Annotated in this window: 27 protein-coding genes; 19 read left to right on the plus strand and 8 right to left on the minus strand. The window is 52.5% G+C overall.

The window, feature by feature from the left end:
- Positions 1-152: 152 nt before the first annotated feature.
- A complete protein-coding gene (locus tag CFU_RS03410; RefSeq protein ID WP_041741175.1) occupies positions 153-401 on the minus strand; it encodes a DUF3297 family protein in 249 nt (82 codons plus the stop codon).
- Positions 402-1,019: 618 nt separating this feature from the next.
- Here CFU_RS03410 and CFU_RS25095 point away from each other — a divergent pair.
- The 10 genes from CFU_RS25095 (at position 1,020) to CFU_RS03435 (ending at position 6,576) form a co-directional block, all read left to right on the plus strand.
- Positions 1,020-1,238: a DUF6434 domain-containing protein gene (locus tag CFU_RS25095; RefSeq protein WP_081466394.1), complete on the plus strand. Its 219-nt coding sequence runs from the start codon at positions 1,020-1,022 to the stop codon at positions 1,236-1,238.
- 73 nt (positions 1,239-1,311) lie between these two features.
- The gene (locus tag CFU_RS03415) at positions 1,312-1,866 is read left to right on the plus strand and encodes a DUF2199 domain-containing protein (RefSeq protein WP_238531395.1); all 555 of its coding nucleotides are present in this window, start codon (positions 1,312-1,314) and stop codon (positions 1,864-1,866) included.
- A gap of 676 nt (positions 1,867-2,542) precedes the next feature.
- Positions 2,543-3,088 (plus strand): hypothetical protein, encoded by a 546-nt coding sequence (locus tag CFU_RS03420; RefSeq protein WP_041741176.1) that lies wholly within the window; start codon positions 2,543-2,545, stop codon positions 3,086-3,088.
- Positions 3,089-3,234: 146 nt separating this feature from the next.
- Positions 3,235-3,675, plus strand: coding sequence for a GCN5 family acetyltransferase (locus CFU_RS23640; RefSeq protein WP_238531396.1), 441 nt, complete (start codon positions 3,235-3,237; stop codon positions 3,673-3,675).
- Between the two features lie 257 nt (positions 3,676-3,932).
- Positions 3,933-4,253, plus strand: coding sequence for a hypothetical protein (locus CFU_RS23645; protein WP_081466396.1), 321 nt, complete (start codon positions 3,933-3,935; stop codon positions 4,251-4,253).
- A 63-nt stretch (positions 4,254-4,316) separates the two neighbouring features.
- The gene (locus CFU_RS24325) at positions 4,317-4,688 is read left to right on the plus strand and encodes a hypothetical protein (RefSeq protein ID WP_148264745.1); all 372 of its coding nucleotides are present in this window, start codon (positions 4,317-4,319) and stop codon (positions 4,686-4,688) included.
- 94 nt (positions 4,689-4,782) lie between these two features.
- Positions 4,783-5,064 (plus strand): hypothetical protein, encoded by a 282-nt coding sequence (locus tag CFU_RS03425; protein WP_148264746.1) that lies wholly within the window; start codon positions 4,783-4,785, stop codon positions 5,062-5,064.
- A 45-nt stretch (positions 5,065-5,109) separates the two neighbouring features.
- The gene (locus tag CFU_RS03430; protein ID WP_041741178.1) at positions 5,110-5,382 is read left to right on the plus strand and encodes a hypothetical protein; all 273 of its coding nucleotides are present in this window, start codon (positions 5,110-5,112) and stop codon (positions 5,380-5,382) included.
- Positions 5,383-5,479: 97 nt separating this feature from the next.
- On the plus strand, positions 5,480-5,908 hold the full coding sequence (locus CFU_RS24330) for a hypothetical protein (protein WP_148264747.1): 429 nt from the start codon (positions 5,480-5,482) through the stop codon (positions 5,906-5,908).
- Between the two features lie 137 nt (positions 5,909-6,045).
- On the plus strand, positions 6,046-6,576 hold the full coding sequence (locus tag CFU_RS03435) for an SMI1/KNR4 family protein (protein WP_041741179.1): 531 nt from the start codon (positions 6,046-6,048) through the stop codon (positions 6,574-6,576).
- 152 nt (positions 6,577-6,728) lie between these two features.
- Here the strand turns inward: CFU_RS03435 and CFU_RS03440 are convergent, their stop codons facing one another.
- Positions 6,729-7,676: an AraC family transcriptional regulator gene (locus CFU_RS03440; RefSeq protein WP_014004659.1), complete on the minus strand. Its 948-nt coding sequence runs from the start codon at positions 7,674-7,676 to the stop codon at positions 6,729-6,731.
- Between the two features lie 187 nt (positions 7,677-7,863).
- Here CFU_RS03440 and CFU_RS03445 point away from each other — a divergent pair, with 187 nt between their 5' ends.
- Positions 7,864-8,703 carry an oxidoreductase gene (locus CFU_RS03445; RefSeq protein WP_014004660.1) on the plus strand — a complete coding sequence of 280 codons (840 nt, stop codon included), beginning with the start codon at positions 7,864-7,866 and terminating at the stop codon, positions 8,701-8,703.
- Positions 8,704-9,288: 585 nt separating this feature from the next.
- Here the strand turns inward: CFU_RS03445 and CFU_RS03450 are convergent.
- On the minus strand, positions 9,289-9,714 hold the full coding sequence (locus tag CFU_RS03450; protein WP_041741180.1) for a lipocalin-like domain-containing protein: 426 nt from the start codon (positions 9,712-9,714) through the stop codon (positions 9,289-9,291).
- A 169-nt stretch (positions 9,715-9,883) separates the two neighbouring features.
- Here CFU_RS03450 and CFU_RS24790 point away from each other — a divergent pair, with 169 nt between their 5' ends.
- A complete protein-coding gene (locus CFU_RS24790) occupies positions 9,884-10,138 on the plus strand; it encodes a hypothetical protein (RefSeq protein WP_014004661.1) in 255 nt (84 codons plus the stop codon).
- A 299-nt stretch (positions 10,139-10,437) separates the two neighbouring features.
- Entirely contained in the window at positions 10,438-10,842 is a 405-nt protein-coding gene (locus CFU_RS03460; RefSeq protein ID WP_014004662.1) for a cupin domain-containing protein, read from the plus strand.
- A gap of 134 nt (positions 10,843-10,976) precedes the next feature.
- Here CFU_RS03460 and CFU_RS03465 read toward each other — a convergent pair whose 3' ends face one another.
- Positions 10,977-12,845 (minus strand): lactonase family protein, encoded by a 1,869-nt coding sequence (locus CFU_RS03465; protein WP_190275220.1) that lies wholly within the window; start codon positions 12,843-12,845, stop codon positions 10,977-10,979.
- 467 nt (positions 12,846-13,312) lie between these two features.
- Here CFU_RS03465 and CFU_RS24335 point away from each other — a divergent pair, with 467 nt between their 5' ends.
- The 3 genes from CFU_RS24335 to CFU_RS23170 all read left to right on the plus strand — a co-directional run bounded on the left by CFU_RS24335 (position 13,313) and on the right by CFU_RS23170 (position 18,203).
- Entirely contained in the window at positions 13,313-13,897 is a 585-nt protein-coding gene (locus CFU_RS24335) for a hypothetical protein (protein WP_148264748.1), read from the plus strand.
- A 441-nt stretch (positions 13,898-14,338) separates the two neighbouring features.
- Positions 14,339-16,813 (plus strand): phosphocholine-specific phospholipase C, encoded by a 2,475-nt coding sequence (locus CFU_RS03475; RefSeq protein ID WP_014004664.1) that lies wholly within the window; start codon positions 14,339-14,341, stop codon positions 16,811-16,813.
- A 415-nt stretch (positions 16,814-17,228) separates the two neighbouring features.
- Positions 17,229-18,203, plus strand: a complete 975-nt coding sequence (locus CFU_RS23170) for a GTP pyrophosphokinase (protein ID WP_050808462.1) — start codon at positions 17,229-17,231, stop codon at positions 18,201-18,203.
- A gap of 157 nt (positions 18,204-18,360) precedes the next feature.
- Here CFU_RS23170 and CFU_RS03485 read toward each other — a convergent pair whose 3' ends face one another.
- A complete protein-coding gene (locus CFU_RS03485) occupies positions 18,361-18,813 on the minus strand; it encodes a MarR family winged helix-turn-helix transcriptional regulator (RefSeq protein WP_041741182.1) in 453 nt (150 codons plus the stop codon).
- Between the two features lie 67 nt (positions 18,814-18,880).
- On the opposite strand from CFU_RS03485, the gene CFU_RS03490 reads away from it, so the two are divergent.
- On the plus strand, positions 18,881-19,993 hold the full coding sequence (locus CFU_RS03490; protein ID WP_014004667.1) for an FAD-dependent oxidoreductase: 1,113 nt from the start codon (positions 18,881-18,883) through the stop codon (positions 19,991-19,993).
- 169 nt (positions 19,994-20,162) lie between these two features.
- Here the strand turns inward: CFU_RS03490 and CFU_RS03495 are convergent, their stop codons facing one another.
- Positions 20,163-21,401: a hypothetical protein gene (locus CFU_RS03495; RefSeq protein WP_041741183.1), complete on the minus strand. Its 1,239-nt coding sequence runs from the start codon at positions 21,399-21,401 to the stop codon at positions 20,163-20,165.
- 132 nt (positions 21,402-21,533) lie between these two features.
- On the opposite strand from CFU_RS03495, the gene CFU_RS03500 reads away from it, so the two are divergent.
- Entirely contained in the window at positions 21,534-23,246 is a 1,713-nt protein-coding gene (locus CFU_RS03500; protein WP_014004669.1) for a tannase/feruloyl esterase family alpha/beta hydrolase, read from the plus strand.
- A gap of 199 nt (positions 23,247-23,445) precedes the next feature.
- On the plus strand, positions 23,446-24,360 hold the full coding sequence (locus tag CFU_RS03505) for an alpha/beta hydrolase (RefSeq protein WP_041741184.1): 915 nt from the start codon (positions 23,446-23,448) through the stop codon (positions 24,358-24,360).
- Positions 24,361-24,364: 4 nt separating this feature from the next.
- On the opposite strand, the gene CFU_RS03510 is transcribed toward CFU_RS03505, so the two are convergent.
- A complete protein-coding gene (locus CFU_RS03510) occupies positions 24,365-26,020 on the minus strand; it encodes a hypothetical protein (protein ID WP_014004671.1) in 1,656 nt (551 codons plus the stop codon).
- 14 nt (positions 26,021-26,034) lie between these two features.
- On the minus strand, positions 26,035-26,244 hold the full coding sequence (locus tag CFU_RS03515) for a hypothetical protein (protein ID WP_148264750.1): 210 nt from the start codon (positions 26,242-26,244) through the stop codon (positions 26,035-26,037).
- Positions 26,245-26,393: the final 149 nt, after the last annotated feature.

Genomic DNA, 26,393 nt, shown 5'->3' on the forward strand with positions numbered 1-26,393 from the left:
ATCGTTTACTTCCGATTAAAATTAGCGCTCGACAGCGTTTTTACACAGCCTCGGCCAATAGCGGACGCGTAATCGCCATCGAAAAAAATGTTAGCGCACACGGCCTTGCAGACAATCAAAGAAATTAGGAAATGCTAATCAAAGAATCGCACCTACCGATAGAAAGGTTCGACCGTGCCTTTTACTTTAGTCATTAAGGGGTTGCCCTTCCGATCTAGCGCCTTTCCGGCCGGGATTTTAATCCATCCCTCGCTGATGCAATATTCCTCAACTTCGAAGCGCTCTTTATCGTTAAGTTTAATACCAATATCATGCTCAAATATGGCGGCATTATAGTAAGGGCTACGAAGATCGACTGAGAGTCGATCGGGAAGCGGGGGGCGGTTTTGGATATCGGTCATGGCTGCAATTATCAATTATAAGATTAACCAAAACAAATTTTTTGCGTGGCTTCGCTAAATCGCTTGCTTGACCGCACTCGGCCAATTGCCGCCGGTCGAAAGTGTCTGCCAATTTGATACCGATTCAACAGACTGTGCAATAGACACATTGATCGACGACTGGACTTGCACCTCAAATATTCGTTGAATACTCTTTGTGTATTGTTCAGAATCTACGTTCTTATTTAATCGTTGGATTCTCTGATGAAACGCCTACTTTCGACGGTAATTAATATTGCTTTAATGCTTATACTTCCCATTTGGGGCTGGCTTTTTTACCTGGATTCGTCGCGCCACACTGATTGGGCAAAGCCAATTTATTCAAGAACCGTTTGTGCATTGTTAATCTTGATAGCGCTCATAGGAGTACAGCGACTAACCGTGCGGTGGTCATTGAACAGCAGAGTCGGTCTTGGTGCTTTGTATTCACTTTTTCTATTTTTTGTACTTTTTTATCTTGGTTTTGCATCTGCGTTGGTTGGTGCAAATCAAATGCCGTAGGCGACAGGCGGAAATCGGCCAAAATCGGACGGTCGAAGACGCCCGCTAAACTGATGACGATGTTGGAGGAATTTGTTCATGAAATTTGATTGGCACGGCGGAGTAATTTCGCGAACAACGTTGGTCGATTCTGCCTACAAAAATACGCAGAACGTCCGGCGCTTTCTTTCACATCAGTGTGGACCGGAGTTCAAATTTGACCGCGATCTGATGGCATGGATACGAAACGGTGTTGAGAAGAGCATGGGCGACGTTGTGGACGAGTGGACGCGTCGACGTACAATGGCGCAAGACTAGCAAATGACTCGTTCCGGCCAATAGCCGTCCTTCAAGTGCGAGCTCGAATTAATGTTGCTTTGCCAAATTTTCCATGGCAGGATTCATAATCGCAAACTCACCCGTTTCGTCGTTCAATATGCCATTTCAATTCAAATGCAATTCATGCGACGATATTCACGAAGGTATGCCGAGCTTTGGCGCCCATGCTCCGCTTAGTTACTACGAGATTCCTGAAGGCGAGCGTGCGACCCGGTGCGATTTGGGTAGCGACGATTGTGTTATAGATAAACAGCATTTCTTCGTTCGCGGATGCATTGAAATCCCAGTCAGAGGAGAAGCGGAACCATTCAGTTGGGGTGTTTGGGTCTCACTTAGTGACGCCAATTTTATTGAATGGCTCAAATGTTTTGAGCAGGATAAGCGCTCCCAGGTTGGACCATTCTTTGGCTGGCTTAACGCGTGGCTGAAGCCCTATCCAGACACAATAAATCTTAAAACGATGATTCATTTACGAGACGATGGTATCCGTCCGTATATTGAACTTGAGCCAACTGACCACCCACTTGCAGTGGAGCAGCGCAACGGAATCACAGTGGAACGGGTTGCTGAACTTTATTCTGTAATGATGCACCCGATGGGAAAATAGCTGCATAGGCTAGCCAGTGATTCAGCGACGGTATTACGTTATAGCAGCAGAAGCGCCAAAATTGATATCCAATTCGCTTGAAATTTCATCGCACAATGACACAACCCGCTGAACCTACCCTGGAAATTAACGGCAATCCACCCAAGCTAGCAGGAAAAACATGTGAAGGATTCATCTGCGAGCAATTCATATGTTCCGGTGAGCCTGTGGCGTCTGCCAATGTTACATACTTGAGATTTGACGGCATTTGGTACCGCCTTTACTTTGAGTTTCAGCTAGTTTTTTGGCGAGTGTTTGGTGGGGAGCCAAAACCATGGGAGGTTGCAGAGAAATCCTGGGCATATCCTCACACGAATGTTGGGGAGATGTTCGGAATTCTTGGTCAGCGACTGTTGTCGTATGAAATGCTGCTAACCCCAAAAGGTAGCAGAGTTATTTTTATTTTCGCCAACAATCAGAGTGTTCTAATTGAGGATGCAGATGACTGTAGCTCTTTTAGAGTCGGTGATTCCGAAGCTGTTCGATAGTTCGTTAATGATTTCGATGAAACAGTATTTTGAACGTCCGCAAAAGGTTGTAAGCAGCCAATCGGCAACTGCCGGCCACAAGCGGCCCGTCACATGCGAAGGAATCGCGTTATGGTTTTAAAAAATTCAAAGAAATTAGTGCCGCGTCTATGAGCAAGCCAGATTTTAAAGAAATATTTTTTAGTACTTTTAAGAGCGAATCTGCAGGGATTCACTACAGCGTACGGAGTGACTCAAATTTCCAACATGACATTCATTTCCTGGACAGTCTACTCAAGGATTCAAGATTTCTTTTGGGGCATATCAAACATACGAAGCAGACGTTAGTAATTCCCCTGACCCGCGCGCGCTGGGAGCTACGCGACGAAGTGACACAACACAATCTCGTTGAAATTGAAAGTGAGTTGAAGTTTACCCGTGTTAAAAAACTTCAATGGATTGCAAAAAATGTGACACTCAGCGCGCCGTACGAAGGAAATTTATTCGAGCCTGGGGACGCTATCACAGACAGTACAAGATGTGAGATTGATTCTCTTTTTATCGGCGAGTCAACATATATTGGAAAGAATCGGAGCGTTGAAATTGTAATAGCCGGATACCCGGGGAGGTGGCAACTTAGAGTATCTTTAGCGCTGGAATCATGGTCTATTTCTGTTAAAGATAACAAGGTGCCGCCCATGATTAGTGTTTCGTAAATGTACCTATTAACTTTGCCTCGCCAAGGTCTGCTTCGGGGTGGAATCAGCTTGTCGCGACCGGCTCAAAACGGCCAATAGCAGGCATTAAAAACTTCCCTTCGCTAGCATTTTTTTAAAATTTAAAATTACGAAAGGGCCCGATTGTGCAATATCCTCCCGTACTCGAACCTTCCAAAGTAGGTACGTACCCAGCCGTTGCAAAGGCTGGTGGTGGTTTTGTTTGGGATGCTGTTCTCGAATACAGAGTGTGGTGTCACCCGGAACGAGGGGCGCCCGATGATAAGGATGGATCTGATTATTATTACGCCTTCGCCAGTTACGAAGATGCCGATGCATTTTCCAGAACTAATAACGGAACAGAGGAGCCGCTGGCGTTAGTCTTGCAACGTGAGTACATTGACGAATCAAATCCTGGACAATATGTGCATGTTCAGGAACAGCGAATTACTGAATGGCCTGTGGGGTTTCTATCCAGGCCGCAGCGCGACACAATGACTATTCCAGAGTTCTTTGCTTCTAATGCTCCGGCGAATCGTTTAGAGATTCTACGAGGGCTCGCTCCGAGAAAGAATCGTGAAATCTAGTTTATATGAACAAATGATCTGGGTACGGGCAATAGCAGACGGCAGTAATCGGCCGAGGCTGTGTAAAAACGTAGAAATTTTTAACCGATTTAAAAATCGTCCTCTCAGATCGAGCTGTATTCGATTTTCTCGGTATCGGGAAGGGTCTCCCTACCCACGATTTTTTTGCGGATTTGAGTTTTTACACAGCCTCGGCCAGCAGTGGACGTTCGCGGCCAGAAAATACCGACAACTATGGTCAACAAAGGGGACTCAGAATGGCATCACCGCTGCAGCATGAAATGGATGAGAAATTACGCAAAGCTAAAGAAAGTGTTGTCGATGAAAAGACATTCACCCAATTTTTGGCTGTGTTATCAACAGATTGGTTTGTTGAAAAAGAAATAGAAGAGGCCACTCCGTCTTCGCCATACTCCAGCGGTGCATTAGGATGGGAAAATAGCTCTATTGGTGCATTCTTGGACTCGTCCTTCCGTTGGGCCATATGTTCGCAATCGGGCCTCCAACACTATGATGTACCAACTAACCCTTGGCGTAGAGCTGCCGATATTCTGGCGATGGGAAAAATCTACGAATAAATTTTTTGGCCGGCTGCACTCGGCCAGAAGCGGGCGTTCAACTATATTTCACGGAGCTTGGGAGTGATAACTAAGTCTGATCAGGAGGTTTCTATTGCTGACGTGAAGCTGTTTCGTGAGGCGACAGGTTGTCCGTTTTCAGAATGCGTCTCTACTCTAAACTCTATGGATTTACTACTCCGCGAACGCGTTCTTCTGGCAGCAAAGACACAACAGAGGATTTTTTACGATCCAATTGAAGACGAACCAGAATATGCCACAGCATTCGCAACCGCAGCTGATGAAGCGAAGGCTTCTGTTCAAATTCAAGGTCTTGCAAATCGACGAGGTTCTAGTCATTTACTGTGGGCAGAGAAAGCAAAAATTTTGCGAGAACGCTTTGATATTCAGTGGTTCTCTCCAAGAGAAATGAATCCATTCGTCACTTTTGATTGACCCATATCGGCCAAATGCAGACGGTCGAAAGTGCCTGCTAAACTGATGGTGATTCATTATAAAAAAAGACTCCGATAGCAATGTGGAAGACAGCATGAGCGATCAACATTATGTAGGGTGCTGCACCGATGGCAGACAAGCCGCCACTTATGTTTGCCAGCACATTCTTCAAACGCTGCAGGATAGCAAGCCGCGTGGCTTTTGGTCTGCGGAGGTTGAGGCAGGTGAGTTGTACCCAGATTCTTGGTGTAGTGAGTGTGAAGCTATGGTCAATGCTGCCGGTGAATGGAATGATGAAACTGAAGCTAAAGCTGGCATTTCGCTGATTTGTAGTGTTTGCTATGAGAGAGCAAGAGATATCAACCAAAGCCGATAGTCAATTATCGGCCAGAAGCGGGCGATTTCAAGAAATTCTAATAATATGAACCGACTAGCGATAGAAGACCTTCCTGACCCGGACAATTCACAGACTGTCTTTGCCTTTGCAATGTCATTCAATGGCTACGAGCATTACGGTTCGTTTTCCGCTTCTATGGCAGCTGCCAAGCAACACAAGCGCGCAACATTGATTGATGTTCGGAATGAGCTTTTCACCGCAGCCCGTGCATCGCGACACATGGAGAACGACGCTTACTTAAACAGCTACCGTGAGTTGCTGCCGATATTGGGTGAATTGATTGCTTTGGACGCGTGAGTCCGCAATCGGGCAGGAACGATAGATACTTAATTGAAGACGCATAACCTGTTCAAAACCGATATCAGTCGTTATTCAAATTGTGGGGTGAATCCATATGCGTTCGGTTCTGATGATAATTCTACTTACCGCAGCACTACTTGGCTGTCGCGAGGGTATTCCCCCAATTGTGTCTGGCAATGTAGTTGATGGTGGATTATTCATGGGGACGTTCGTACTGGCTCGGACCGGCCATCCAGCCAAGGAATGGGAACTCACAAAACCACAGATTGACCAGGTCAATCTGTGGTTGCAAAGTCACCGTGACGGCTGGCAAACCATAGTTGCATCGCCACCTCCACCTAGTTTTTCAATACTGCTAACCCATGCCGATAAAACTCAGTCACGAGTCGACCTTTTTGACATCAATAACAACTGGAGAGAAGCAATGGTCATTCATGCGGCGAACGCAAGTAACAACGGCATTCGCCACATAAGTGTTCAAGAGCGCGAAGAATTGCTGGCTATCGTAGGGAAGAATCCATAACGGGCGTTTTGGGGAGGGCCTTCAACGATGATGTCAGGGAAGTGGCTGCATTGGGTTGGGTGCTGTCGGTGGCGACTGGCCGCCGTCGGCCAAAATCAGACGTTTGCTGCTAGGGCTTATCTAATTCTGAGAAATCGATGACTATTAAAGAGTTGACTGCGATGCTCCAGCCTCCTGAGTTTCCTATCGAAGCTCCTCCGCCTGGGGGATGGCTTGAGGTTGAGCGAAGACTGAAAACTGCATTGCCGCAGGATTATAAAGATTACGTGGAAATATTTGGTTCGGGGACGGTCAGCAATTTTCTGTGGATTCTTAATCCATTTTCAGCCAACCCGAACCTGAATTTGGAGCAGCAGCTCAAGACTCAAACAGACGTGTTGAAAGACCTTCGAAATTATGGTGAGGACGTGCCGTACAGATGTTTTCCTCAAGCCGGCGGTATTTTCCCCTTTGCTCTCTCTGACAACGGAGACGTCTTGCATTGGCTAACGAATGGTCTGCCAGCGGAACGGACCGTTGTCGTCAACGAAGCTAGAGGACCAGAGTGGCAACATTTCGACTTATCCATGGCGGATTTTGTTACAGGCGTCTTGGCTAAAAAATTCTCCTGTCAGATATTCCCATCAAATTTCCCGGAGCAGTTTCCTAACTTTTCACCTAGACGCTAACTATCAACAATTCTGGCATCGAAAGGGCTACTTCGTATGTCCGCTTTAGAGAAATTTGAGCTTCCGCTTTGGGTCGATAGCGGAAGCCCACATCTAACAATCCCCATCTAATACGGTTTGAGGTCCTAGAATCCTTTCGCAGGAGTTAGCGATTAATGCGACGACACATAGATCGAAGCAGGACCGGCATCAGGCAAGGCAAACGCCTGCTTCATTCTCGTTACTTCCTCAACCGGCGTTCTGCCGAACAGGCGTTTGAACTCGCGGCTAAATTGCGAGGCGCTTTCATAACCAACTTCCACGCAGGCGCTGGCGGCAGTCAGGCCATTTCGCGCCATCAAGAGCCGTGCCTGGTGCAGGCGTGTCGACTTCAGGTACTGCATTGGCGAAGTTGCCGTGACGTTCTTGAAATGAGAGTGAAACGACGGTGCGCTCATGCCAGCTTCCTTGGCAAGCTGATCGACATCGAGTTTTTCGCCATATGAAGCGTGGATCTTCTTGATCGCTTTCGCGATTTTCCCGAATTGTCCTTTGTTCACGAGGGCTGCGCGCATTGACGCTCCCTGATCTCCAGTCAATACGCGCAGATAGATTTCTTTCACCAGTGCCGGGCCTAGAATCTTAGCTTCCATGGGTTCATCCATGGCTTCCAGGAATCGCAGAACCGACGCCGACATTTTGTCGTCCATTGCAGTGGCGAACATGCCCTGAGGAAGTGCATCGCCCGGTTCATCAACTTCCATCTGCAATAATAGGTCGGCCAGCATCTTGAAATCCAGCCGGAAATAAATTGCCAGCAACGGTTTCTTTTCACTTGCATCCGTTTCCATCGTGAACGGCACCGGCACCGATACCGCCAGATAATGCCGTGCATCGTAGACGTAGGTTTGGTCGCCTAAAAATCCCCTTTTTCTTCCCTGGCATACGACCACAATTCCTGGTTCATAGAGAACCGGAGTCACGCTCAGTGGGCGGTTGGAACGGAGAAACCTCACATCCTGCAGATGCGAAAGGTTATACCCCTCGTTTGGCGCGAGTTTTGTCAGCAGGCTCACCATGCGCTGTTGCTGCTGTTTGCTGTTGGTCGTCAACTCGATCATCTGTTATGGATTGATTGAAAATTGAAGGTCAAAATTTCAGGGCTAATAGGTTTAGGCAAGAACCGCATAAAAACCGGTATTTAGATATTTTGCGTTCGCCCTCAAGATTACATCAAGCCAAGACTGACTTGGGTGATTGATCCGCTCCGTCAGATTGTTCGCAAATAAACCGTAAAGGACTAAATCCATGGGAGAGCCAACTGAAATGAAGTTTCTGATTACCGGTGTCAGTTCGGGCTTCGGCCGGGCCTTCGCTGTGGCGGCACTGGCCGCCGGGCACACAGTAATCGGAACAGTCAGAAATGCATCGGCAAAAAAGGATTTTGAGGATTTGGCTATCGGCCGCGCGATTGCGGTCGTGCTCGATGTGACCGATTTTTCTGCAATCGACGCGAAAATTACGGCAATAACGGAAAAAGTCGGGCCGATCGACGTTCTGGTCAACAACGCCGGTTACGGACATGAAGGAACGCTCGAAGAGTCGCCGCTGGAAGAGATGCGCCGTCAGTTCGACGTCAATGTGTTTGGCGCGGTTGCCATGATCAAAGCCGTGTTGCCGTCCATGCGAGAACGCCGGAGCGGTCACATCATCAACATCACGTCAATGGGAGGCTTCATTACCATGCCAGGCATCGCCTACTACTGCGGCAGCAAGTTTGCACTGGAGGGCATTTCGGAAACATTGGCAAAAGAAGTCGCAGGCTTCGGCGTGAAAGTGACCGCGGTCGCGCCAGGCTCCTTCCGCACTGACTGGGCCGGCCGTTCAATGGTTCGTTCGCCGCGCCATATCCCGGATTACGATACTTTATTTGACCCTATTCGTGGAGCGCGTCAGGAAAAAAGCGGCAAACAACTTGGCGATCCGGCCAAGGCTGCGGAGATATTGCTGAAGATCGCCAACGCTCCCGACGCCCCTGTACATTTATTGCTCGGTAGCGATGCGGTGACATTGGTGAAAAATAAAATCGCGGCCATGTCAGACGAAATCGAATCATGGGCAAGCGTTTCGACATCGACGGATCACTAAGGAAAGGTATGGAAAGCGGCATTGGAGGTATGAGCCAGGCAATCGGGTCAACGCCGAAAATACGCTGCGGAGCCCGATTATTTCTCGATTGCCTGCCCTCCGCACGCCGTGAAGCACCGGCGATACTGCGGTTCGCATTCGTAAGGATTTACGGATCGGCCGCAATAATTGGCTGATGCCGAGTTATTGCAACTCTGCCTGTCCGCTTGTGAGGATGCCCCGTCAAGGCACCGATCTAGTGCATACGCGCGATTCATTTCACAGGTATGGGATGCACTCTCGGCGGCCCGTTGAGCGTTGGCCATGCACGACTGTTGTCCTATTTCGCAGGTTGCCACACATTGGCGTCCTGCATCTGTGGTTGGGGGAATGTACTGATAGCTGGCGCAGGCTGCCTGAATGAGCGCCAGTCCTAGGCAGCTCAGCAGCCGGCATCGGATGTTCAAGCGGCGAGTGATTCCAAATGCATAATTTAACATTTACTTGAGCTCCTTTACGGTGGCATCAAATTTTATGAGAAAAATTTCATTTAGGCAATTTATTGTATCGCTTGAGCGACTAGTTGCGAACTCGGCACAGGAAAAATTACTCGCGTCTACAGCTGAGAACAGCTCTTCCTATTGGATTTCCTGGTACTAACGGATTCGGCATCCAGGCCGTAAAGACGAGGAGCGTGTCCCCATCAAGCTTGTAGAATCGCTCCTGCTCACTGCCGTTCCAGGCTTCATTCCAAGATGCGTCAACCTTTGTGATGAACCTGTCTCCATCTATTCGATACCGTCCTGTGTAGGCTATCAGAGTACGGAAAAGCGCCACCAGTTTCTCATCTGTATTCCCTGGCTCCCGCGCCGTTGCGGTAATGAATACCATCATTCGCCCGTCAGAGCCGAAAATAAGGTGCCCGTTGGGGGCGGCGCCCCACGGTTGAGTGCGCTCCTTTGAATCCTGAAGTTCAGTATCAAAAGAAACCAACCGCCAGCAGCCGTCGAGCTTAGTGTCGCGTTCAGACATATTCCCTCCTGTAGTAGTTCGCCTAAATGTACCCACCCGCCGAATGTCGGGTAAGTTGCCATGCAAATTGCAATAACACCATCAAATTCGCGGGATGCGCCACGGACCGCAAATGGCCGAATTGCATCATTCGTGAAAATCAGGACTCGCCAGTGGATTCAACCAGTGGATGCAACAGATTGATGAAATCGTTCGGCCGGTGTTTGGTAGTTTAGCGTTTTCCTTGGACGCTCATTCGGTGCAGGCATCGAGCCGTCCCTCTTTGCATCCCGAGACGCCCGTCGTCTATGTCGCCGGCAAGGATTTCGAATTCATGGATGCCGAGGACAACTGGCGCACGCTGATCAGCCTGTCTGTCGACGGCGCGGTGACTGTACGGCCAGATGGATTTGTCCTGTCTCGCTCGGATGACATGCCTGATTGAGAAGGGCGTTTGCGGGCGCGTTGATCAGTCTTCCCTGGCCTCGTGCTGTCTGACCCACGATAGTATCGACGCTTGCATCTTGGCGGCCTTCGCGGATTCCAGTTTGCGGGATTTGTAGGGGGACGAATTGCCAGTGACTCCGGGCGCGAGTAGTGGATTGAATCGGCGATTTACTGTTTTGGGTTAGCGGCACACGTTCCGATTTATTGGCAATGAACGTCGTAGCTGAAAATCCGGTACCTGACTGGAAAGGTACGATACCCTGGAAATATCAATTCGTAGAATAGCCTGGAGAACGCATGCTGAAAACATACCTTTCTATTTCCATCCTCCTGGCGGGCATCGTGTCAATGCATCCCGTCATGGCCGCCGGTACGGCAGCGGCAGCAAAGGAGACGCAAGTCTTGCAAAGAATCCGTGTGCAGGGAACCGATCGCGAAATGGGCATGGGGATTGCCGAATTTCCTCCCAATGCCGAAAAGCCTCGCCACAAGGCGATTGGGCCTGAGATCGTCTATGTGCTCGAAGGGGAAATAACCGTTCTGGTAGATGGCATGCCTGCAAAAGTTGTTCATGCGGGCGAGAGTTACCAGCTTGCCGCGAAAGACATCCATGTCACCAAATCAGGACCGGCCGGTGCGAAAACCATTGCGTCGTGGGTGACCGTGCCGGGCAGGCAATTTAATGTATTTGTTCCAAAATGACTGCCAAAAAGCGAGCGCCGCATATCAACTATTGACCCGGCTGGATAATCAGGCAGCTGCGGCCACTTGCAGCTAGCACCAGCATCTAAAAGGCCTGTCGTTCGGCCCGACACGGCCTTCTAGATGATAGTAAATCAGTGCCCTTTTGTTGTGACGATGGATCCGGGGCTGAGTTCGGTGGAGACGGTCGGCGTGTTAAGGGCTGTGAGCGCTCCCCCTGAGCCGATGGTGTATTGCGAAATGCTAGTGCCTTTAAGGTTCACTACATAGACGTATTTACCCCATGGGTCCACGGCGACGGAGTTCGGCTGACTTCCCGTACTGATCGGTGCGCTCATGGCTGTGAGCATACCGGTCGCACCGATGGTGTACTGCCAAAGGCTGTCGCCGCTATAGCTAACCGCATAAGCATACTTGCCTGTTGGATCAACAGTGATGGCCGCCGAGTAAAGCCCTATATTCACGGTTGGCGGAGTCATAGCAGCGAGCGGACCACTGGGGCCGATGGTGTACTGCGAAATGGTGCCGTCGTAGTAGTTCACTACATAGACATACTTGCCCGTTGGATTCACAGCGAGAGCGCCGCCTCTTCCTGTGCCGACGGTTGGAGGGGCCATGGCTGTAAGCGCACCAGCCGAGCCGATGGTGTATTGCGAAACATTGTTGTCGACAAAGTTCGCTACATAGACATACTTGCCGGTTGGGTCCACGACGATGGAATGCGGAAGGCTTCCCGTGCTGACGGCTGGCGGAATCATAGCGGTGAGCGCCCCGTTCTTGCCTACGGCGAACTGCGAAATAGCTTTGCTGTTAAACATCGACACATATATGTACTTACCCGTTGGATCGACCGTGATGTCAATCGGCCAGTTTCCCGCAGCGCCGACGCTTGACGGCGTCATGGCGGTGAGTGCGCCGGTAGCGCCAATTGTGTACTGCGAAACGCTATTGGTGTCAAAGTTCGTTACATACGCGTACTTGCCCGATGCGTCCACAGCGATAGAGTGCGGGTTGTACTCTGTATCTACAGTTGGTGGCGTCATGGGCGCGAGCGCACCGTTTTTGCCGATGGCGTACTGCGAAACGGTGTTGCTGCCAGAGTTCACCACATAAGCGTATCCAAACGTACATATGACGCTGATATTACTGACGCCAGCATTCACGCCGGCGCCCGATCCGGTACTGTCCGACACTGAGCAACGTTGCCCGGCAGGCTGCGTGCTGACCGTGACGGCGTAGCTGCCGTTATAAGCTACCGGGGTGGCGAAGGAGAAGACGCCGTTGGCGGTCACTGTAACGGGGTCACCGCTGTTATTCATCAGGGTAACTTGTTCGCCGGTAGCCAAGCCGGAGATCGTGCCACTGATGGGGTAGGTGTTTGCCGAGCAGACGATGCCGATATTATTGATACTAGCACTCACGCCGGCGCCGGCGCCGGTACCACCGGAAACCGAGCAACTTTGCCCGGCAGGCTGTGCGCTCACGGTGATGGCATAGCTGCCGTTATAAGCCACTGGGGTGTCAAAGGCGAACGCGCCGTTGGCTTTCACCGTTACGGGGTCGCTACTGTTGTTCATCAGAGTGACTTGTGTTCCCGCGGCCAGGCCCGAGACTGAGCCACCGATGGAGTAAGTGCTGACCGAGCAGACGATGCCGATATTGTTGATATTGGCGGTCACGCCTGCTCCCGATCCCGTTCCGCCCGAGACAGAACACGTCTGCCCAACAGGCTGGGCACTTACGGTGATTGCGTAGCTACCGTTATGGATCACGGGGGTGGCAAAGGCGAAGGTGCCGTTGGCTTTCACCGTAATTGGATCGCTACTGTTGTTCATCAAGGTGACTTGTGCACCGGCGGCCAAGCCCGAAACCGTTCCGGACAGGTTGTAACTTGCCTGGGAATGTCCACTATCGGAGCTTCCCCCGCCACCGCCGCAACCTGCAATTGCCATGCTCAACCCTAACGCTACAATCCGGCGGGGAAGTGTATCGAAAATAGCCATGTTTATTGTCATTGTCGTTATGTCCTCAATTGGGGGGAGTCTGGTCAAGTTTGAAGGGGGGGAAGGATGCCAGGCAAAGAAGTAGCGCTTAAATGAAAGGCATTTGGTAGTAAATACACAACACTATGTATCGATAGTTGTTTGAATTGGTTCAGTTAAGAATCCTTGCCTTGCTGGCGCCGAATAGATTTAATTCACCATTTTTTCATGCAGCATTATGCAACATAATGTAACTTAATATATATCAGCAATATATTATCAAATGAATAACAATTAATGGGGATAGGCATAAGCACTTCTTATCTATGTAATTCGATGTATCACTATGAACACCCTTGAGCAGTAGATGTTATTGCTCAATTTTTTTTGCTCTGAAATGCACGAAGGACAGTCCATGTTCTGCAGCAGGCGATTTGCGATTTTCACGAAATTGTATTTTTTTATTATTAGAAAACGGGGGAGTTCAATTGAAAATATCATCAATAAAAGCAGTTAAATCTGTCAGCTATCGAGCAGTGCCAGTCTTTACCTTTTTGAGTACACTTCTGCTGTCAGGATGTGTAGCTTATTCGCCACTTCCAGTGAACTACGCGCCTAGCTCCATCAAGAGCGCTACGGGTTCTCTTAGCATTGCGGATTTCGGTTATCTTCCAGCGAGCGCGAGTTCGACAAAGCGAATGTTCCCAAATCAAATTCGAAACACTGCTGTGGGCGAATTCAGGATTGATCGTGACGTAAGCGTTTTTGTCCGCGATGCTGTGTTCGCAGAATTTCGCACGATGGGTCTGAAAACAAACGACACCTCTAAGGTTTTATCAGGCGATATTGAAGAATTCTTAATTAGTGATTTCGGTTTCAGCGTAGATTGGACTCTGCGCGTCAAATACACTTTGACCGATTCCGCTTCGAAAAAAATCTTGTACCAAGCTGTAAAGAACACGCAGCGCAATACAGCAAAGTTTGCGAACTCCTTTGGAGCGCTTAATGAGATTATCAAGATTAATTCCGAACAGCTTGTGGAGGATGCCGATTTTATCCAAGCGATTAACTAGCTTGGTATGAGCTTTTCCTGGCGGACCAGTTATCAAAAAAATCCCACAGAAATGTGGGATTTTTTTGCGCTGAGACATTATCTTGGCTCAGCCTTTCGGCATCAGGAACTGCTTCGCAAAGCCGCTGGCGAATCAGGGACAGCAAAGATCCGGGCAGCCCCTGTAGGGAATTTTCCAACCAGAGCAAGGTTTTAGCGTGGGCAACGGCAGTCGACGCGACCCAAAATCCAAACTACGTCAGGCGGTGTCGTAGTGGCGGAAAAGTCGCATTTTGTTAAGAAGATGACGGGTCTTGACTGTTCGTTGTTTGCCGGCTTTCTAAAATCCCAGCGTCAACGCAGTTGTTCTCAGTTGATATATCGGCGCCCTAGGCGTATCGGGTACCGCTGTGCCATCCGTGTGATTCCTGTCACGGCCTCGATGTGAACCTAGAAAGCAACCATGCTAAACAAGAACTCTTCCAGGCGCCAATTCCTATCCGACACACTCAAACTTGTAGGGGCATCCGCCACCGTCAGCCTGCTGCCGGAAAGCATCCTGAGAGCCCAGTCGATAGCGGCGGCAAACACCACCGGGACAATACAAGACGTCAAGCACGTGGTCATCCTGATGCAGGAAAACCGTTCGTTTGATCACTATCTGGGCAGCGCGGCCGGTGTTCGAGGCTTTGGCGATCCGCGTCCGGTTGTCTTGCCGACGACTGGCTATCCGGTCTGGTATCAGCCGTCGTTGTTTTCCTATGTGCTGCCTTTCCGGCCGGCATCTTCGAGCACGAATGGCGATACCTACTACGCAGGTCTTAATCATGACTGGAGCGGCGGCCACTCGGCCTGGAATCTTGGTCGCTACGACAATTGGATACCGGCTAAATCGTCGGCGACGATGACGTACTTCACCAGCCAGGACATTCCTTACTACTACTCGTTGGCGCAGGCGTTTACGGTATGCGACAGCTACCATTGCTCCCAACTCGGCCCGACCAATCCCAATCGCCTTTATTTCTATAGCGGCAGCTGCGGCAACGTCGCCGGATCATCGCCTCAAATCGATAACAACGCAACCCAGAATGCCAACTGGACGACGCTGCCGGAACGTCTCAACCAGGCGGGCATTAGCTGGAAAGTGTATCAGGACAAAGGGCAGGGGCTGGATGCGAACAGCGGTTTCGGGGAATATAAAACGGGGACGACAAGCGATCTTTGGTGGAATGGAAATTACGGCGACAACACGCTGATCAATTTCAAGCAGTACCAGAACCTTGCCTCGACCAGCGCGCTTGTCCCGGCGTTCAACGGAACCCAAGTTGACGCCAGGGGAAATGGCCAGCCCTATGATACGCGCTTGTTCCAGCAACTCAAGGACGACGTCACGAACGACACGCTGCCGCAAGTTTCATGGATAGCCGCGCCTTATGCCTATACCGAACATCCATCCTGGGCGTCGAGCGGCGGCGAATGGTATGTCAGTAATATCCTGAATGCATTGACGTCCAATCCGGCAGTCTGGGCCAGCACAGTCTTCTTTATCACCTACGATGAAAACGACGGTTTCTTCGATCACATGCCGCCACCGGTCCCACCTACACCCGGCAACGGCAAATCAAATGTCAGCACGGCTGCCGAGTTTTACAACAGTGGCAGCACTCAGTCGGCATCGGACGGCTCGAAACAGGGCGATCAGCAAATCGGCCTCGGGGTGCGGGTGCCGATGTTTGTCATCTCGCCGTGGTCGAAGGGCGGCAGGGTCAATTCGGAAGTGTTCGATCACACGTCCATCATCCGCTTCATCGAAGCACGGTTCAACAGCGCGTCGTCGCCGCTGAAGGAAACGAATATAACGGCATGGCGACGGGCCGTCTGCGGCGACCTGACGTCGGCATTCGATTTTTCGGCGCCGCCTCAAACCGGTGCGACGACTACCGTAGCCGACAGCAAGATGGATCCGAATGGTTCGACGGTACCATCCCCTCAGCCACCCAGCCCGCAGAAGTTGCCGACGATATCGGCCAGTCGCCGCACGGCATGTAGGCTGCCATATGCCTTCCTGGCCAAGGGCTCTGCCGACCGCACCGCCAAAGCGGTGGCGCTGACCTTCACCAATACCGGCCGCGCCGGCTTAAGCCTGCAAGTCAGGACAGGAAACAATACCAGCGTCGCACCGCGCCACTACACGCTCGCCCCGGGTAACGTGCAGGCTCAGGTGTTGCAGGATTCGTTGGCGGTCAGCGCCGACGGCAGTTACGATCTTTCGGTCTATGGCCCCAATGGCTTCTTGCAGGAGTTCCGCGGCAGCATCGGCAGTTCAGGCACATCGGGATCCCTGGCGGAGATCCAGCTTGGCTACGACGTTCAGAACGGCAATGTCCGCATTACCCTGGACAACAGCAAGAGCAGCAAGGTCGGTGTATTTCAGCTGACCGACAATGCCTACAAAAAGAATGCGTTCGCCTCCGTCAACGTCGCCGCAGGGGCTACCCAGGATGTAGCATGGCTCGGCGATGCAGGCTGGTACGACGTGGCTATCCGCGTGGCGGACGACGTCAATTACCTGCGGCGCGTGGCCGGTTGCGTGCAACTGCAATCAGGAGCTTTGCTGACCGATTCCGCAATCGGCAATACCACTCAGTTTGTGCCGTCGTTTTCCGTCCAGGGTACGACATCGGCCACGCTTCGCTTTGATTATGTTGCGCCGCCTTGGCAGCATAGTCCGAAGAACTGGATTGGTGTGTACAAGCGGGGCGTCAAGCCTGGCCCGACTCCTGCGCTTGCCTGGGCTTACGCGCCCAAGGGTGTTGGATCGGTAATGCTTGCGAGTCGAAGCGGCAATGCTGTGCTAGCCTCGGGGCAATACGATTTGTGGTATTTGTTTGACGATGGCTACGGTGCGTTGAGTGGGCCGGTGGCGTTGAATTTGTAATCAGGGGAGCGGGTCTTGCAGCTAGCACTAGAATTTAGATGGGCCCTCAGAAATGAGGGCCTTTTTCTTTTCAAATGCTATGTGATTTTCGCGTATGTGTCATTGCAAGACTTGACCCCGCCTTCGCTATCTAACATATGTCCTCCATTTTTTCTGGCGCAAGAAATTTCATTAAGGATAGTAAATTTTTCCGGAAAATTATGCATGATGTCGGATGATATCCGCAAACATGTTAATGCTGACCGCAATACAGCAAGGTATTGGTACGAAATCGAAAGTCCCAGCATCCATCAAATTATTTCAGATCAAGTAAATCCGAAGGGAGGCACAACCAGCTTCTAAACGACTATAGACACGTGTATTCTGTCATTAGATGTTATATAAAGCTAAATAACTCATTTCCTAAGCGGACACCATGGACTTAATCGGATTGAGAGCAGACTATGAGAATAGTCTTCCAACGTACCAAAGAGCTGCGAAAAATATCCGAGAAGCGATAGAGCTTTTTCTCGGGCAGATCGACCTGCAGCCACTGGCCGTGCTTTCTCGGGTTAAGGATTTTGAGTCATTCGCGGAAAAAGTGCAGCGTAAGAACTATTCAGATCCATTTACGCAGACAACTGATTTTGTTGGAATTCGAGTTGTTCTTTATTTTTCAAAAGACATTGAGAAAGTTGAGAAAAAACTTCAGTCAGAGTTCAATGTGCTTGAGAGTGAAAACAAATCAGATAAATTTGAAGCAAACGAATTTGGATATCGTTCGCATCACCTACTCATAAAAATTCCTGCAGCATGGGCTGCAACTCCTAACTATCGCGACTTGGGAGATGTAGCGATTGAGGTCCAGCTTCGCACTGTCATGATGCACGCATGGGCTGAAATTGAGCATAAGCTGCAATACAAATCAAAGGATCAAGTTCCAAAAAATCTTCAGCGGAGGCTGTTTCTTTTATCCGCAAAAGTTGAAGAAGCGGATGATCAATTTGAACAACTGGAAATCGAAATTCGGAAATATCGAAAAACGATTGCAGATAAGGTCGCCCAAACAGGTCATTTTGACAAATCTCTGGAGCTGAATTTAGATGCATTCAAAGAGTTTCTCTCATTTTTTTATCCAGGAAAGTATCTGAATGACAGTATCGCGCAATCGCTTTTTGACGAAATCACTACAAAAAAAATTACATTTGGTGAATTGGAAGATGTTGCTAACGCATTTAAACCTTTTGAGAAAGCTTTAGAATCTCTAGTTGCAGGACCTCTTTCAGCTCCCGGATACTTCGGGTACGCGCTTGACGTTATTTATGAAAAATTTTGGGAACCTAAGCGGTATTCAAACAGCCGCAATCGAATTATTGAGAAAATCAATAAGCAACGCAAGGCATTTGAGTGATCCATCTTTTTATCTAATAAAAAAGGATGGATTTATTGTGATGATGAGGCAACACGATCTGCCTCAATAAACTTCAGGGTCAGGGTCAGGTCTTGCAATGACACATACCTCCTGAGTTGCCTCGATATGGGTAATGTAAAACATTCCAGACTCTGCCTTAACTCTCTGCTTCGCCAACTGCGCGATCAAGATTGGCATTCACGCGCAGCAATAGCGTCATCAACTGATCCCGCTCTTTCTCGGTAAAGCCTGCCAAAGCCTGCCGGCTGGCCGCATCCATCACGGCTTTTCCCTTCGGCATTCGCTCAGAGGCCCCGGCAGTCAACGAAACCAGCTGGCTGCGCTTGTCATCGGGATTGGGAACCCGCTGCACCAGCCCGTCGCGCTCCATGCGATTCAGCAGCTGCGCCATGCTGGGCTGTTCCACCTGCGCCAGCCGTGCCAGCTCGGCCTGCGACAAGGCGCCGCTCTTCTTGAGCGCCACCAGCACCGGCAGCTGCCCCATGGCGAACCCCAGTGCGCGTAGCGGGCCGTCGACCAGCCGCATGGACGTGCGGTAGGCTTGGCCGATGAGTTTCACAGGGTTGTTCGACAGGTCAATTTTCGTCATGTTGACATTTAATAGGTAACTATGTTTATATATATAGGTACCTATTATAACTGATTCAACCTTTTCCGTGAATACAAAATTACGCATCGCCATAGTCGGCGCGGGCCCGGGAGGCCTGACACTTGCCCGTATCCTCCATCAGCACGGCATCGCCGCGACGGTGTTCGAGCAGGAATCCCATTCTCTGGTGCGCCCGCAGGGCGGCACCTTGGACTTGCATGAAGGATCGGGCCTGCAGGCGCTCAGGCAGGCTGATCTTATGGACGAGTTCCTGGCCATCGCCCGCTATGAGGACCAGGGCTCGCGCCTGCTGGACAAGGTTGGCAATGTGCTGTTTGAGGATCAGGACACCAGCGGCGACCGTCCCGAGGTGGATCGCACGGAACTGCGCGCCATGCTGCTGCAGGCACTGCCCGCTTCTTGTGTGCGCTGGGGTTGTTCCATGCGCGAAGTGCAGGCGCGCGACGACGGCCGCTGGGACCTGGTCTTCGATCATGGCAGCGAGGGGCCGTTCGACCTGGTGGTCGGCGCCGATGGCGCGTGGTCGCGGATACGGCCTTTGCTGTCGCCTTACCGTCCGCAATACAGCGGCCTCACTTTCATCGAGTGCGGCATCGACGATGTCGACCGCAGTCATCCCGCGTTATCGCAGCTGGTGGGGCGCGGCAAGATGGGCGTTGAAGCCGATTGCAAGGAAATCATCGCGCAGCGCAATGGCAATGCGCACATCCGCGCTTATGCGATTTTCCGCGTGCCGGCCGACTGGGCGGCGCGGCGTTTCGACCTGACTTCGCCCGTTTCTATGCGCGCGGAACTGATCAAGGAATTCGACGGTTTTGCTCCCGAGATACTCGACCTGTTCCGGGCCAGCAACGACAATTTTGCTATCCGTCCGATTTTTGCGCTGCCGGTGGGCCATTGCTGGGCCAACCGGCACGGCCTTACGCTGCTTGGCGATGCTGCGCATGTCATGTCGCCTTTTGACGGCGACGGGGTAAACAACGCCATGTTCGATGCCGCCGAACTGGCGCGCTTGCTGATCGAACGCAGTGACTGGGCGGAGGCCGTGGCTGAATACGAAGCGCTGATGTTTGCGCGCATTGTCGAATCTGCCGAAGGTGCGGCGGAAGGGGCTGCAACGCAACTGTCGCATGTCGGCCGAGGCTGTGTAAAAACGTAGAAATTTTTAACCGATTTAAAAATCGTCCTCTCAGATCGAGCTGTATTCGATTTTCTCGGTATCGGGAAGGGTCTCCCTACCCACGATTTTTTTGCGGATTTGAGTTTTTACACAGCCTCGGCCAGGAGCTGACGCTGGCAATGTATCGGAGCCATGCTGGCGGCTAGAATCAGAAATATGCCTTTGCGCCCGGCTTGAGGATAGGTTTCAATGCGCGTATCGGCATGACCAACTGCGGTCCCAGGCAAACGCCCATGGCGTGGCCGATGCCGGAAACGACGAAGGAAATCTTGTCCGGTTCGTCAAACTCGAAATCCAGATATTGTGGCAGCACATCGGTGCAATCGATATCTGGATTCAATTTGCCGCGATTCTTCTTTGATTCCACCTTCTCGCTGATGAAGTCTGCAAGAACGGGATCGATATTGGAACCGTCTTTATTCCTTATCCAGACTGGAAACAGGCGGTTGAAATCCAGGTAACCGCCGTGGATGAGGTCAAGTGTAAACGGATCGTAATGGTTGTTCGGATGGGCGCCGCCGCAAAAGGTGCTGCCCTCCTCGACGACACTCATCAATGTTGCCGATAGATAGCGGACCCCAATGGTTTCCGCATCGAAATTTCCCAAGGTGCCGGAGGCAGGTCCATCCATGGTGTAAAGCGTTGCCTTGCATTCCAGTGCCGCCAGGCTCATCTGCCAATGGCGCTGCTCGAGGATCTGATTGATGCTTGCGAGCACCTGGGGATTGGGATGGCGGGTCAGCCGCGGGTAGGCGAACTTGGTTCTCGGATCGGTCATCATTCTGTAGCCGACGTTTTTGCGGATGATTTCAGCTCCAGGCTGGAACGGGATCTGCATTTTCAGGTAGTCGTAAGGAGCATTCTTGAGCGAGATCGCCGTGCCATACGCGATATTGCTGCCTATACCTGGCGTAATGGCGGCAGTAACAGCTTCCACGCCGACTGGCTTGATGGCGTCAGGATCGTAGCGGCCGACCTGATGCAATTCGAACGTCAGGCTCTTCTTTGTTTTAGCGTCACGCCAGGTGCCCTGGTAAGTATCACCATCGATTTTCCCGTGCCAGACACTGCGCGGTTTTTCCGTGGCAGGATCGATGAATATCGGCTGATCACGGTTATCGTCGCCGGCCAGGAGCTCTCCATGTTCATATCTGGGCAGCGCTTCCTTGAGTGATGCAAGGGTGCCATGCAGGGGAATATCTACGCCATGGCGCACATAGAAATAGCGGCCGTCATAGCCATCGGCCACTTTTTCAAGCTCCAGTACGACTTCAGCATTTTTCCCCAGCGTTCCTTTGAAAACGATGCGTTCGCCAGCGAGCGCCACGCCGGTGGCGACATAGACCAACGTACTAAATATCGTCAGATACTGAAAGAAAGTTTTCATTGTTGGGCCGGATAATTGGTAGGGCGGGGAAAACATCTCGGGTTCATGTCGAAAATTCTATCTTTAAATGTTACTGTTTCGTCGCTATCGCAAAAATAATCTGCAGCCAAAACACATGAAAGGAAAACATTCATGATGGTTCAAGGAAAATTCCTGAGGACGTCCACGGTCCTCGGTTCGGCCCTGCTGGGGATGACGCTGCTGTCCGCCGGATGCGGCGGCGGTGGCGAGCTGCATTCAGGCGTCCCCGTCAGCTGCACCCAGCTGAACGGCATGGCCATACCGGCGCAGGCTATCGGCTTGCCCACCAGCGGCGCCATCGTCACCGACGCGCACATTGTGGCGCCAGCCGGCAGCGGCGTAGCGGCAACCGGCGAGTACTGCCTGGTGAAGGGTGAGATCAACCCGGTCGATCCGGCCGCGCCTAAAATCAAGTTCCAGCTCGGCCTGCCGACCGCCTGGAACCACAAGGCGCTGATGTTCGGCGGCGGTGGTTATAACGGCACCGTGCCCGATGTCAGCGGCAACGTCCCCGCCGGCCCGCAAGACAAGGCCAGGCCGCTGGCGCGCGGTTACGCCACCTTTGGCAGCGATTCCGGACACCAGGCCAACCAGATGGGCAGCCGCGACGGTACGTTCGGGAAGAACGACGAAGCCTTGCGGAATTTTGCCGGCGATGCGCTCAAGAAAACACGCGACGCGGCGATCCACCTGATCCAGCAGTATTACGCTCGTGCCCCGCAAAAATCCTATTTCGCCGGCGGCTCGACTGGCGGCCGCGAAGCCCTGGCGGTGGCGCAGCGCTGGCCGCAGGACTGGGACGGCGTGATTGCGCTGTATCCGGCCTGGGCTGCGGCCAGCCTGGACTTGCAGTTCGGCCGCATCACGCGTGCTTTCGCCATGCCGGGCGCTTATCTGAATCCGGCCAAACGCAAGACGTTGTATGACGCGGCGATGGCAAGCTGCGATGCGCTGGATGGCGTCAAGGACGGCTTGATCAGCAATATGGCGGCATGCAACAGCGGTTTTGATCCCGCCAGCGCGACGCTGAATGGCGTGCCGCTGCGCTGTGCCGGCGGGGCGGATAGCGGCGACAGCTGCCTGTCCGATCCACAAATCGCGGCCCTGAAAACCTACAGCACGCCGATCACCTTCAGCCGTCCTCTCGGCAGCGGAGAAACGCAGTACCCCGGCTTCAATGTGTGGGGCGCCGATCTCGGTCTGGCCGGCGACTCGGTGGCGCAGAAAACGGTCAGGCTGCTGGCCATGGGCGATAGCCAGCCGGCGCAGCCGATGCCGACCGATGCGCCGTACTGGGCGACGTTCTGGGACCAGTGGGTGAAATATTTCGTTACGCGCGATGCGGCATTTGATTCCCTGTCGTTCGATCCGCAGAATGCCGGTCCATGGCAGGCGCGCATCGACCAGCTCACTGTCATGCAAGACATCAACAAGACGGATTTGTCGGCATTCAAGGCCAGGGGCGGAAAGATTCTGATGGCGCATGGTATGTCGGATGCGCTGGTCAGCACTCGTTCCACCGAGGATTATTTCCGGCGCCTGCAATCGACCATGGGCAGCGCTGCGGTCGGCAGCTTTGTCCGCTACTACGAAATCCCCGGCTACGGCCATTCGCTGTCGACCGTCTTCAATGCCGCATGGGATTCGCTGACGGCGCTGGAAAACTGGGTGGAGCAGGGCAGTGCGCCGGTATCGCAGCTTGTCTCGGATACGGCGGGCATCCCGGGCCGCAGCCGCCCCCTTTGCGAGTTTCCTGCATGGCCCAGGTACAAGGGCGCGGGCGATATCAACCTGGCGGCGAGTTTCAGTTGCGCGACGCAGTAGGGGGCTGGCGGGGCGAGCTGCCGGCCATACCGCCGTTGCATGGGAAAGAGCCATTTTCGCCACACAAAGAGGGCTAATTTCGATTGTCGTCTACACGGCAATGAAATTATGGAGACGACAACAAATCCGAGGAATACAATAAAGCCAAGGGGAGGATGCGGCCAGCATAGGGTAGGGTCCCGTGTGGCCGCATTGGCTTATGAGAACCATCAAATACAAGAAAATGACCGGGATGGGCGGCATCGTCGCCCTCGGGTGGCTGATTTTCACCACCGCGGTCGCCGTCAGCCAGCGCAAGCTGATTTTCAAGCCGGTGCGCACCAAGGAAGTCGAACATCCCCATAGCATCGGACACCGTTCCCGCCTCGTCGTTTTGCGCAGCACCGACGGCACCCGGCTCTCGGGATGGCTGCTGACGCCGCGAGTGCCTGGCCCCCATCCCGCCGTGGTGTATTTCGGCGGCCGCTCGGAAGAAGTGTCCTGGGTGGCGCGTGATGCCTGGCGCATGTTCCCCAATATGACGGTTCTAGCCATCAACTACCGCGGCTACGGCGATTCAGAGGGCATCCCGGGCGAGCTGAAAATGATAGAAGACGCGCAGATGCTGTTCGACTGGTTTGCCGAGCACCGCCATATCAACGCCGGACAAATCGCCGTGGTCGGGCGCAGCCTGGGTTCGGGCGTGGCGGTACAGATTGCGGTCAGCAGGCCGGTGGCGGCGGTGGTGCTGATTACCCCTTACGACTCGTTGCTGGCCCTGGCCAAGCGCCGCTTCCCGGCTGTGCCGGGTTTTGTCCTCAAGCATCGCTTCGATTCCATCAAGCATGCGCCTTTGCTGTCGGCGCCGACGTTCATCGTTCGCGCCGCATCCGACGACGTGGTGCCGGCTTCGCATACCGACCTGCTGGTGGGCAAACTGACCAGGGCGCCGCAGGACGAAACCATTCCCGGTTCCGACCATCACAACATTCCTTATCTCGAAGCAACCCAGGATCGCATCGCCGCCTTCCTGACGGCGAAATTCAACCGGGTCACTGAACGCCTGGCTGCCGGCCCTGGCGACAGCCATTTCGAGATACGACCCCTTGAGGCAAACACCAATAGCGCCGGCTGATGAATCAGAGCAGTGATTTTGCGAGTGCAGCCACAATCGACGTCGTTTGCTGGACAATGCTGTCCCGGTACGACTCGAATTTGGCGTCCGTTATTTTTCCATCATCATTATCATCAAAATTGGTCATTATCGGCACATGCAGATGGCCGGCAGCAATAGAAGGATTCAGGGTATCGCGCAATAACGTGTTCCTGTAAGCGCTTTCGTTTGATAGGTAATTGCTTCCGCCCCCTTTATAGGCACATGCCGAGGCGGGCGGCGCTGCCGGTGGAGTGGCCGGTGGATAGGCGGTGTAATTGCTGGTGAAACTGGAAGTAATAAACTTGGAGCAGTCCGCAAAATATGCATATTGTGTGTGCCATACCATCGTATATCCCCCCGTGGCGGCATTAGCGGCGTTGATTACCCCGGTACCGGTATTGGCGGCCATGATTTTATCTATCGGCAACGACGTCAACGTATATTGCGCCGGCTTTTCCTTGACCCAAGGCTGAGGATTGTAGCCAAGCATGTCCTCTGGGGGATAGATATCGGCATCTTGCATCGACGGTGTCAATCCATAGGGAATCACCACGCCCAGATTGTCGGCAAAAGCGGTTGCATGATAGCGGCCGTTCCAGTTTTCAATATTGAACACGCCGGCCTCACCCTGGCTCATGCTGATGGAAGCGAGGACATGTTCAGGCCCTGTAAAAAACGGGGCCAATGTATGTTCCTGCATGCCTTCGCGAAACGGCGCGTAGTTGACGGGCAACAGATATGTCTGAATCACTGCGGTTGAGCCGTCCGGCAACGCGATCTGTTTGCCATTGAGGGCCAGCGCGATGGCGCCGGAAGGGTTGCCGATGCGGATGTTGGTGCTGGGATAATTTGCGCCGGGAGTGCCGAGCGTAAAAGGATCGAAGCCACTGATGATGATCCGCTTGATGTTCTTGCCCGACGGGAACTGGATCGCATATTGGCCGCGCGACGATTTCTCCAGCAGCCACTGGAGCTGGGAGCGTTGATGCAATGTCAGCGGGATCTGCGGCAGCCATTGCCGCAACGCCAGCGTCATGTGCAAGCGTGCCCAGTACAACATGCGATCATCGCTTTGCGGCAGCGAGCCGCTGATCTTGCGTCCCTGGACGCGATCAACGGCGGCTTGCCACACGGTGTCGCCGGCAGTCTTGACTATCTTGATGGCATCTGAAAAAGTTTTGACGGCGCCGTCCTGGCAAAGCTGCTTGGCGAATTGCGGGCCGAAGCCATCAAAGGCCGATGCGCTCAGGATTTGATCCGAAAACGATTGGGTATCACCGCGCTGCAATATGTTGGGCAGCCGTTGCTCTTCATAAGACCCTGCAACTGTACTATCCATGCAGTTTGCGTACGCGACAGCAACGACCGGCGGCGTAACAGGTGGGACGATAGGGGGAGGAACAGGAGGCGGAGCGACAGATGGTGTCACAGGCGGAACGGCGGCCGGGGGAGTAACAGATGGAACGTCAGGCTGGGTAACGGGCGGCGTGGTGGACGTAGGCGTCGTCGGCGGAATCTGGGACGGCGGCAGATCCAGCGAAGGCGCCGTAGCAGGGGTAAGGGAATCGCCGTTTCCGCAACCGGTGAGGAGCAACGCGAGCAGGCCGGCCGCACCTGTCATTCTGGAATAGTTAACCATGAGAGGGCAGTCCGTTACCGAGATTGGGGAATTTTTTGCTCGTTCTTTTGATCCGGCTGCGGCAACAGCTTGCTGCACTCTCCGTCAAAATAGGGGCCGCTAACCTTGGTCCAATGCTCGTTCGGCGCAGTCGCCGCGCATTTCTGGATTTCCGGATGCAGTTGGTTGCGCCAGAGGTAATAGCCGCCTTCGTACTGAGCGTTTGCTGCCTGCGACAGCAACACGCCGCAAAATGCCAGAGACCTGATCATTGCGATTCCTTTCGTCGGCTGATTTCAGATGTATGAGATATTTGACCGGCCGCACTTCCAAGTCAAACAAGAAAAATACATGCCGCGCATAAGAAAAATCGATACCCATGCAGCGTGGAGAA

Origin of the sequence: Collimonas fungivorans Ter331 (assembly GCF_000221045.1) — a bacterium.
GTDB lineage: Bacteria > Pseudomonadota > Gammaproteobacteria > Burkholderiales > Burkholderiaceae_D > Collimonas > Collimonas fungivorans_A.

Coding starts and splice junctions, on each gene's coding strand:
- CFU_RS03465 (WP_190275220.1), bottom strand. CDS start 12,845: ATGGCTATTTTCGATACACTTCCCCGCCGGATTGTAGCGTTAGGGTTG.
- CFU_RS03450 (WP_041741180.1), bottom strand. CDS start 9,714: ATGTCTGAACGCGACACTAAGCTCGACGGCTGCTGGCGGTTGGTTTCT.
- CFU_RS03505 (WP_041741184.1), top strand. CDS start 23,446: ATGAGAACCATCAAATACAAGAAAATGACCGGGATGGGCGGCATCGTC.
- CFU_RS03440 (WP_014004659.1), bottom strand. CDS start 7,676: ATGATCGAGTTGACGACCAACAGCAAACAGCAGCAACAGCGCATGGTG.
- CFU_RS03420 (WP_041741176.1), top strand. CDS start 2,543: ATGAGCAAGCCAGATTTTAAAGAAATATTTTTTAGTACTTTTAAGAGC.
- CFU_RS25095 (WP_081466394.1), top strand. CDS start 1,020: ATGAAATTTGATTGGCACGGCGGAGTAATTTCGCGAACAACGTTGGTC.
- CFU_RS24330 (WP_148264747.1), top strand. CDS start 5,480: ATGCGTTCGGTTCTGATGATAATTCTACTTACCGCAGCACTACTTGGC.
- CFU_RS03460 (WP_014004662.1), top strand. CDS start 10,438: ATGCTGAAAACATACCTTTCTATTTCCATCCTCCTGGCGGGCATCGTG.
- CFU_RS03485 (WP_041741182.1), bottom strand. CDS start 18,813: ATGACGAAAATTGACCTGTCGAACAACCCTGTGAAACTCATCGGCCAA.
- CFU_RS03445 (WP_014004660.1), top strand. CDS start 7,864: ATGGGAGAGCCAACTGAAATGAAGTTTCTGATTACCGGTGTCAGTTCG.
- CFU_RS03475 (WP_014004664.1), top strand. CDS start 14,339: ATGCTAAACAAGAACTCTTCCAGGCGCCAATTCCTATCCGACACACTC.
- CFU_RS23170 (WP_050808462.1), top strand. CDS start 17,229: ATGGACTTAATCGGATTGAGAGCAGACTATGAGAATAGTCTTCCAACG.
- CFU_RS03410 (WP_041741175.1), bottom strand. CDS start 401: ATGACCGATATCCAAAACCGCCCCCCGCTTCCCGATCGACTCTCAGTC.
- CFU_RS24790 (WP_014004661.1), top strand. CDS start 9,884: ATGCAACAGATTGATGAAATCGTTCGGCCGGTGTTTGGTAGTTTAGCG.
- CFU_RS03430 (WP_041741178.1), top strand. CDS start 5,110: ATGAACCGACTAGCGATAGAAGACCTTCCTGACCCGGACAATTCACAG.
- CFU_RS03500 (WP_014004669.1), top strand. CDS start 21,534: ATGATGGTTCAAGGAAAATTCCTGAGGACGTCCACGGTCCTCGGTTCG.
- CFU_RS03510 (WP_014004671.1), bottom strand. CDS start 26,020: ATGGTTAACTATTCCAGAATGACAGGTGCGGCCGGCCTGCTCGCGTTG.
- CFU_RS03425 (WP_148264746.1), top strand. CDS start 4,783: ATGAGCGATCAACATTATGTAGGGTGCTGCACCGATGGCAGACAAGCC.
- CFU_RS03495 (WP_041741183.1), bottom strand. CDS start 21,401: ATGAAAACTTTCTTTCAGTATCTGACGATATTTAGTACGTTGGTCTAT.
- CFU_RS03435 (WP_041741179.1), top strand. CDS start 6,046: ATGACTATTAAAGAGTTGACTGCGATGCTCCAGCCTCCTGAGTTTCCT.
- CFU_RS23645 (WP_081466396.1), top strand. CDS start 3,933: ATGGCATCACCGCTGCAGCATGAAATGGATGAGAAATTACGCAAAGCT.
- CFU_RS03415 (WP_238531395.1), top strand. CDS start 1,312: ATGGCAGGATTCATAATCGCAAACTCACCCGTTTCGTCGTTCAATATG.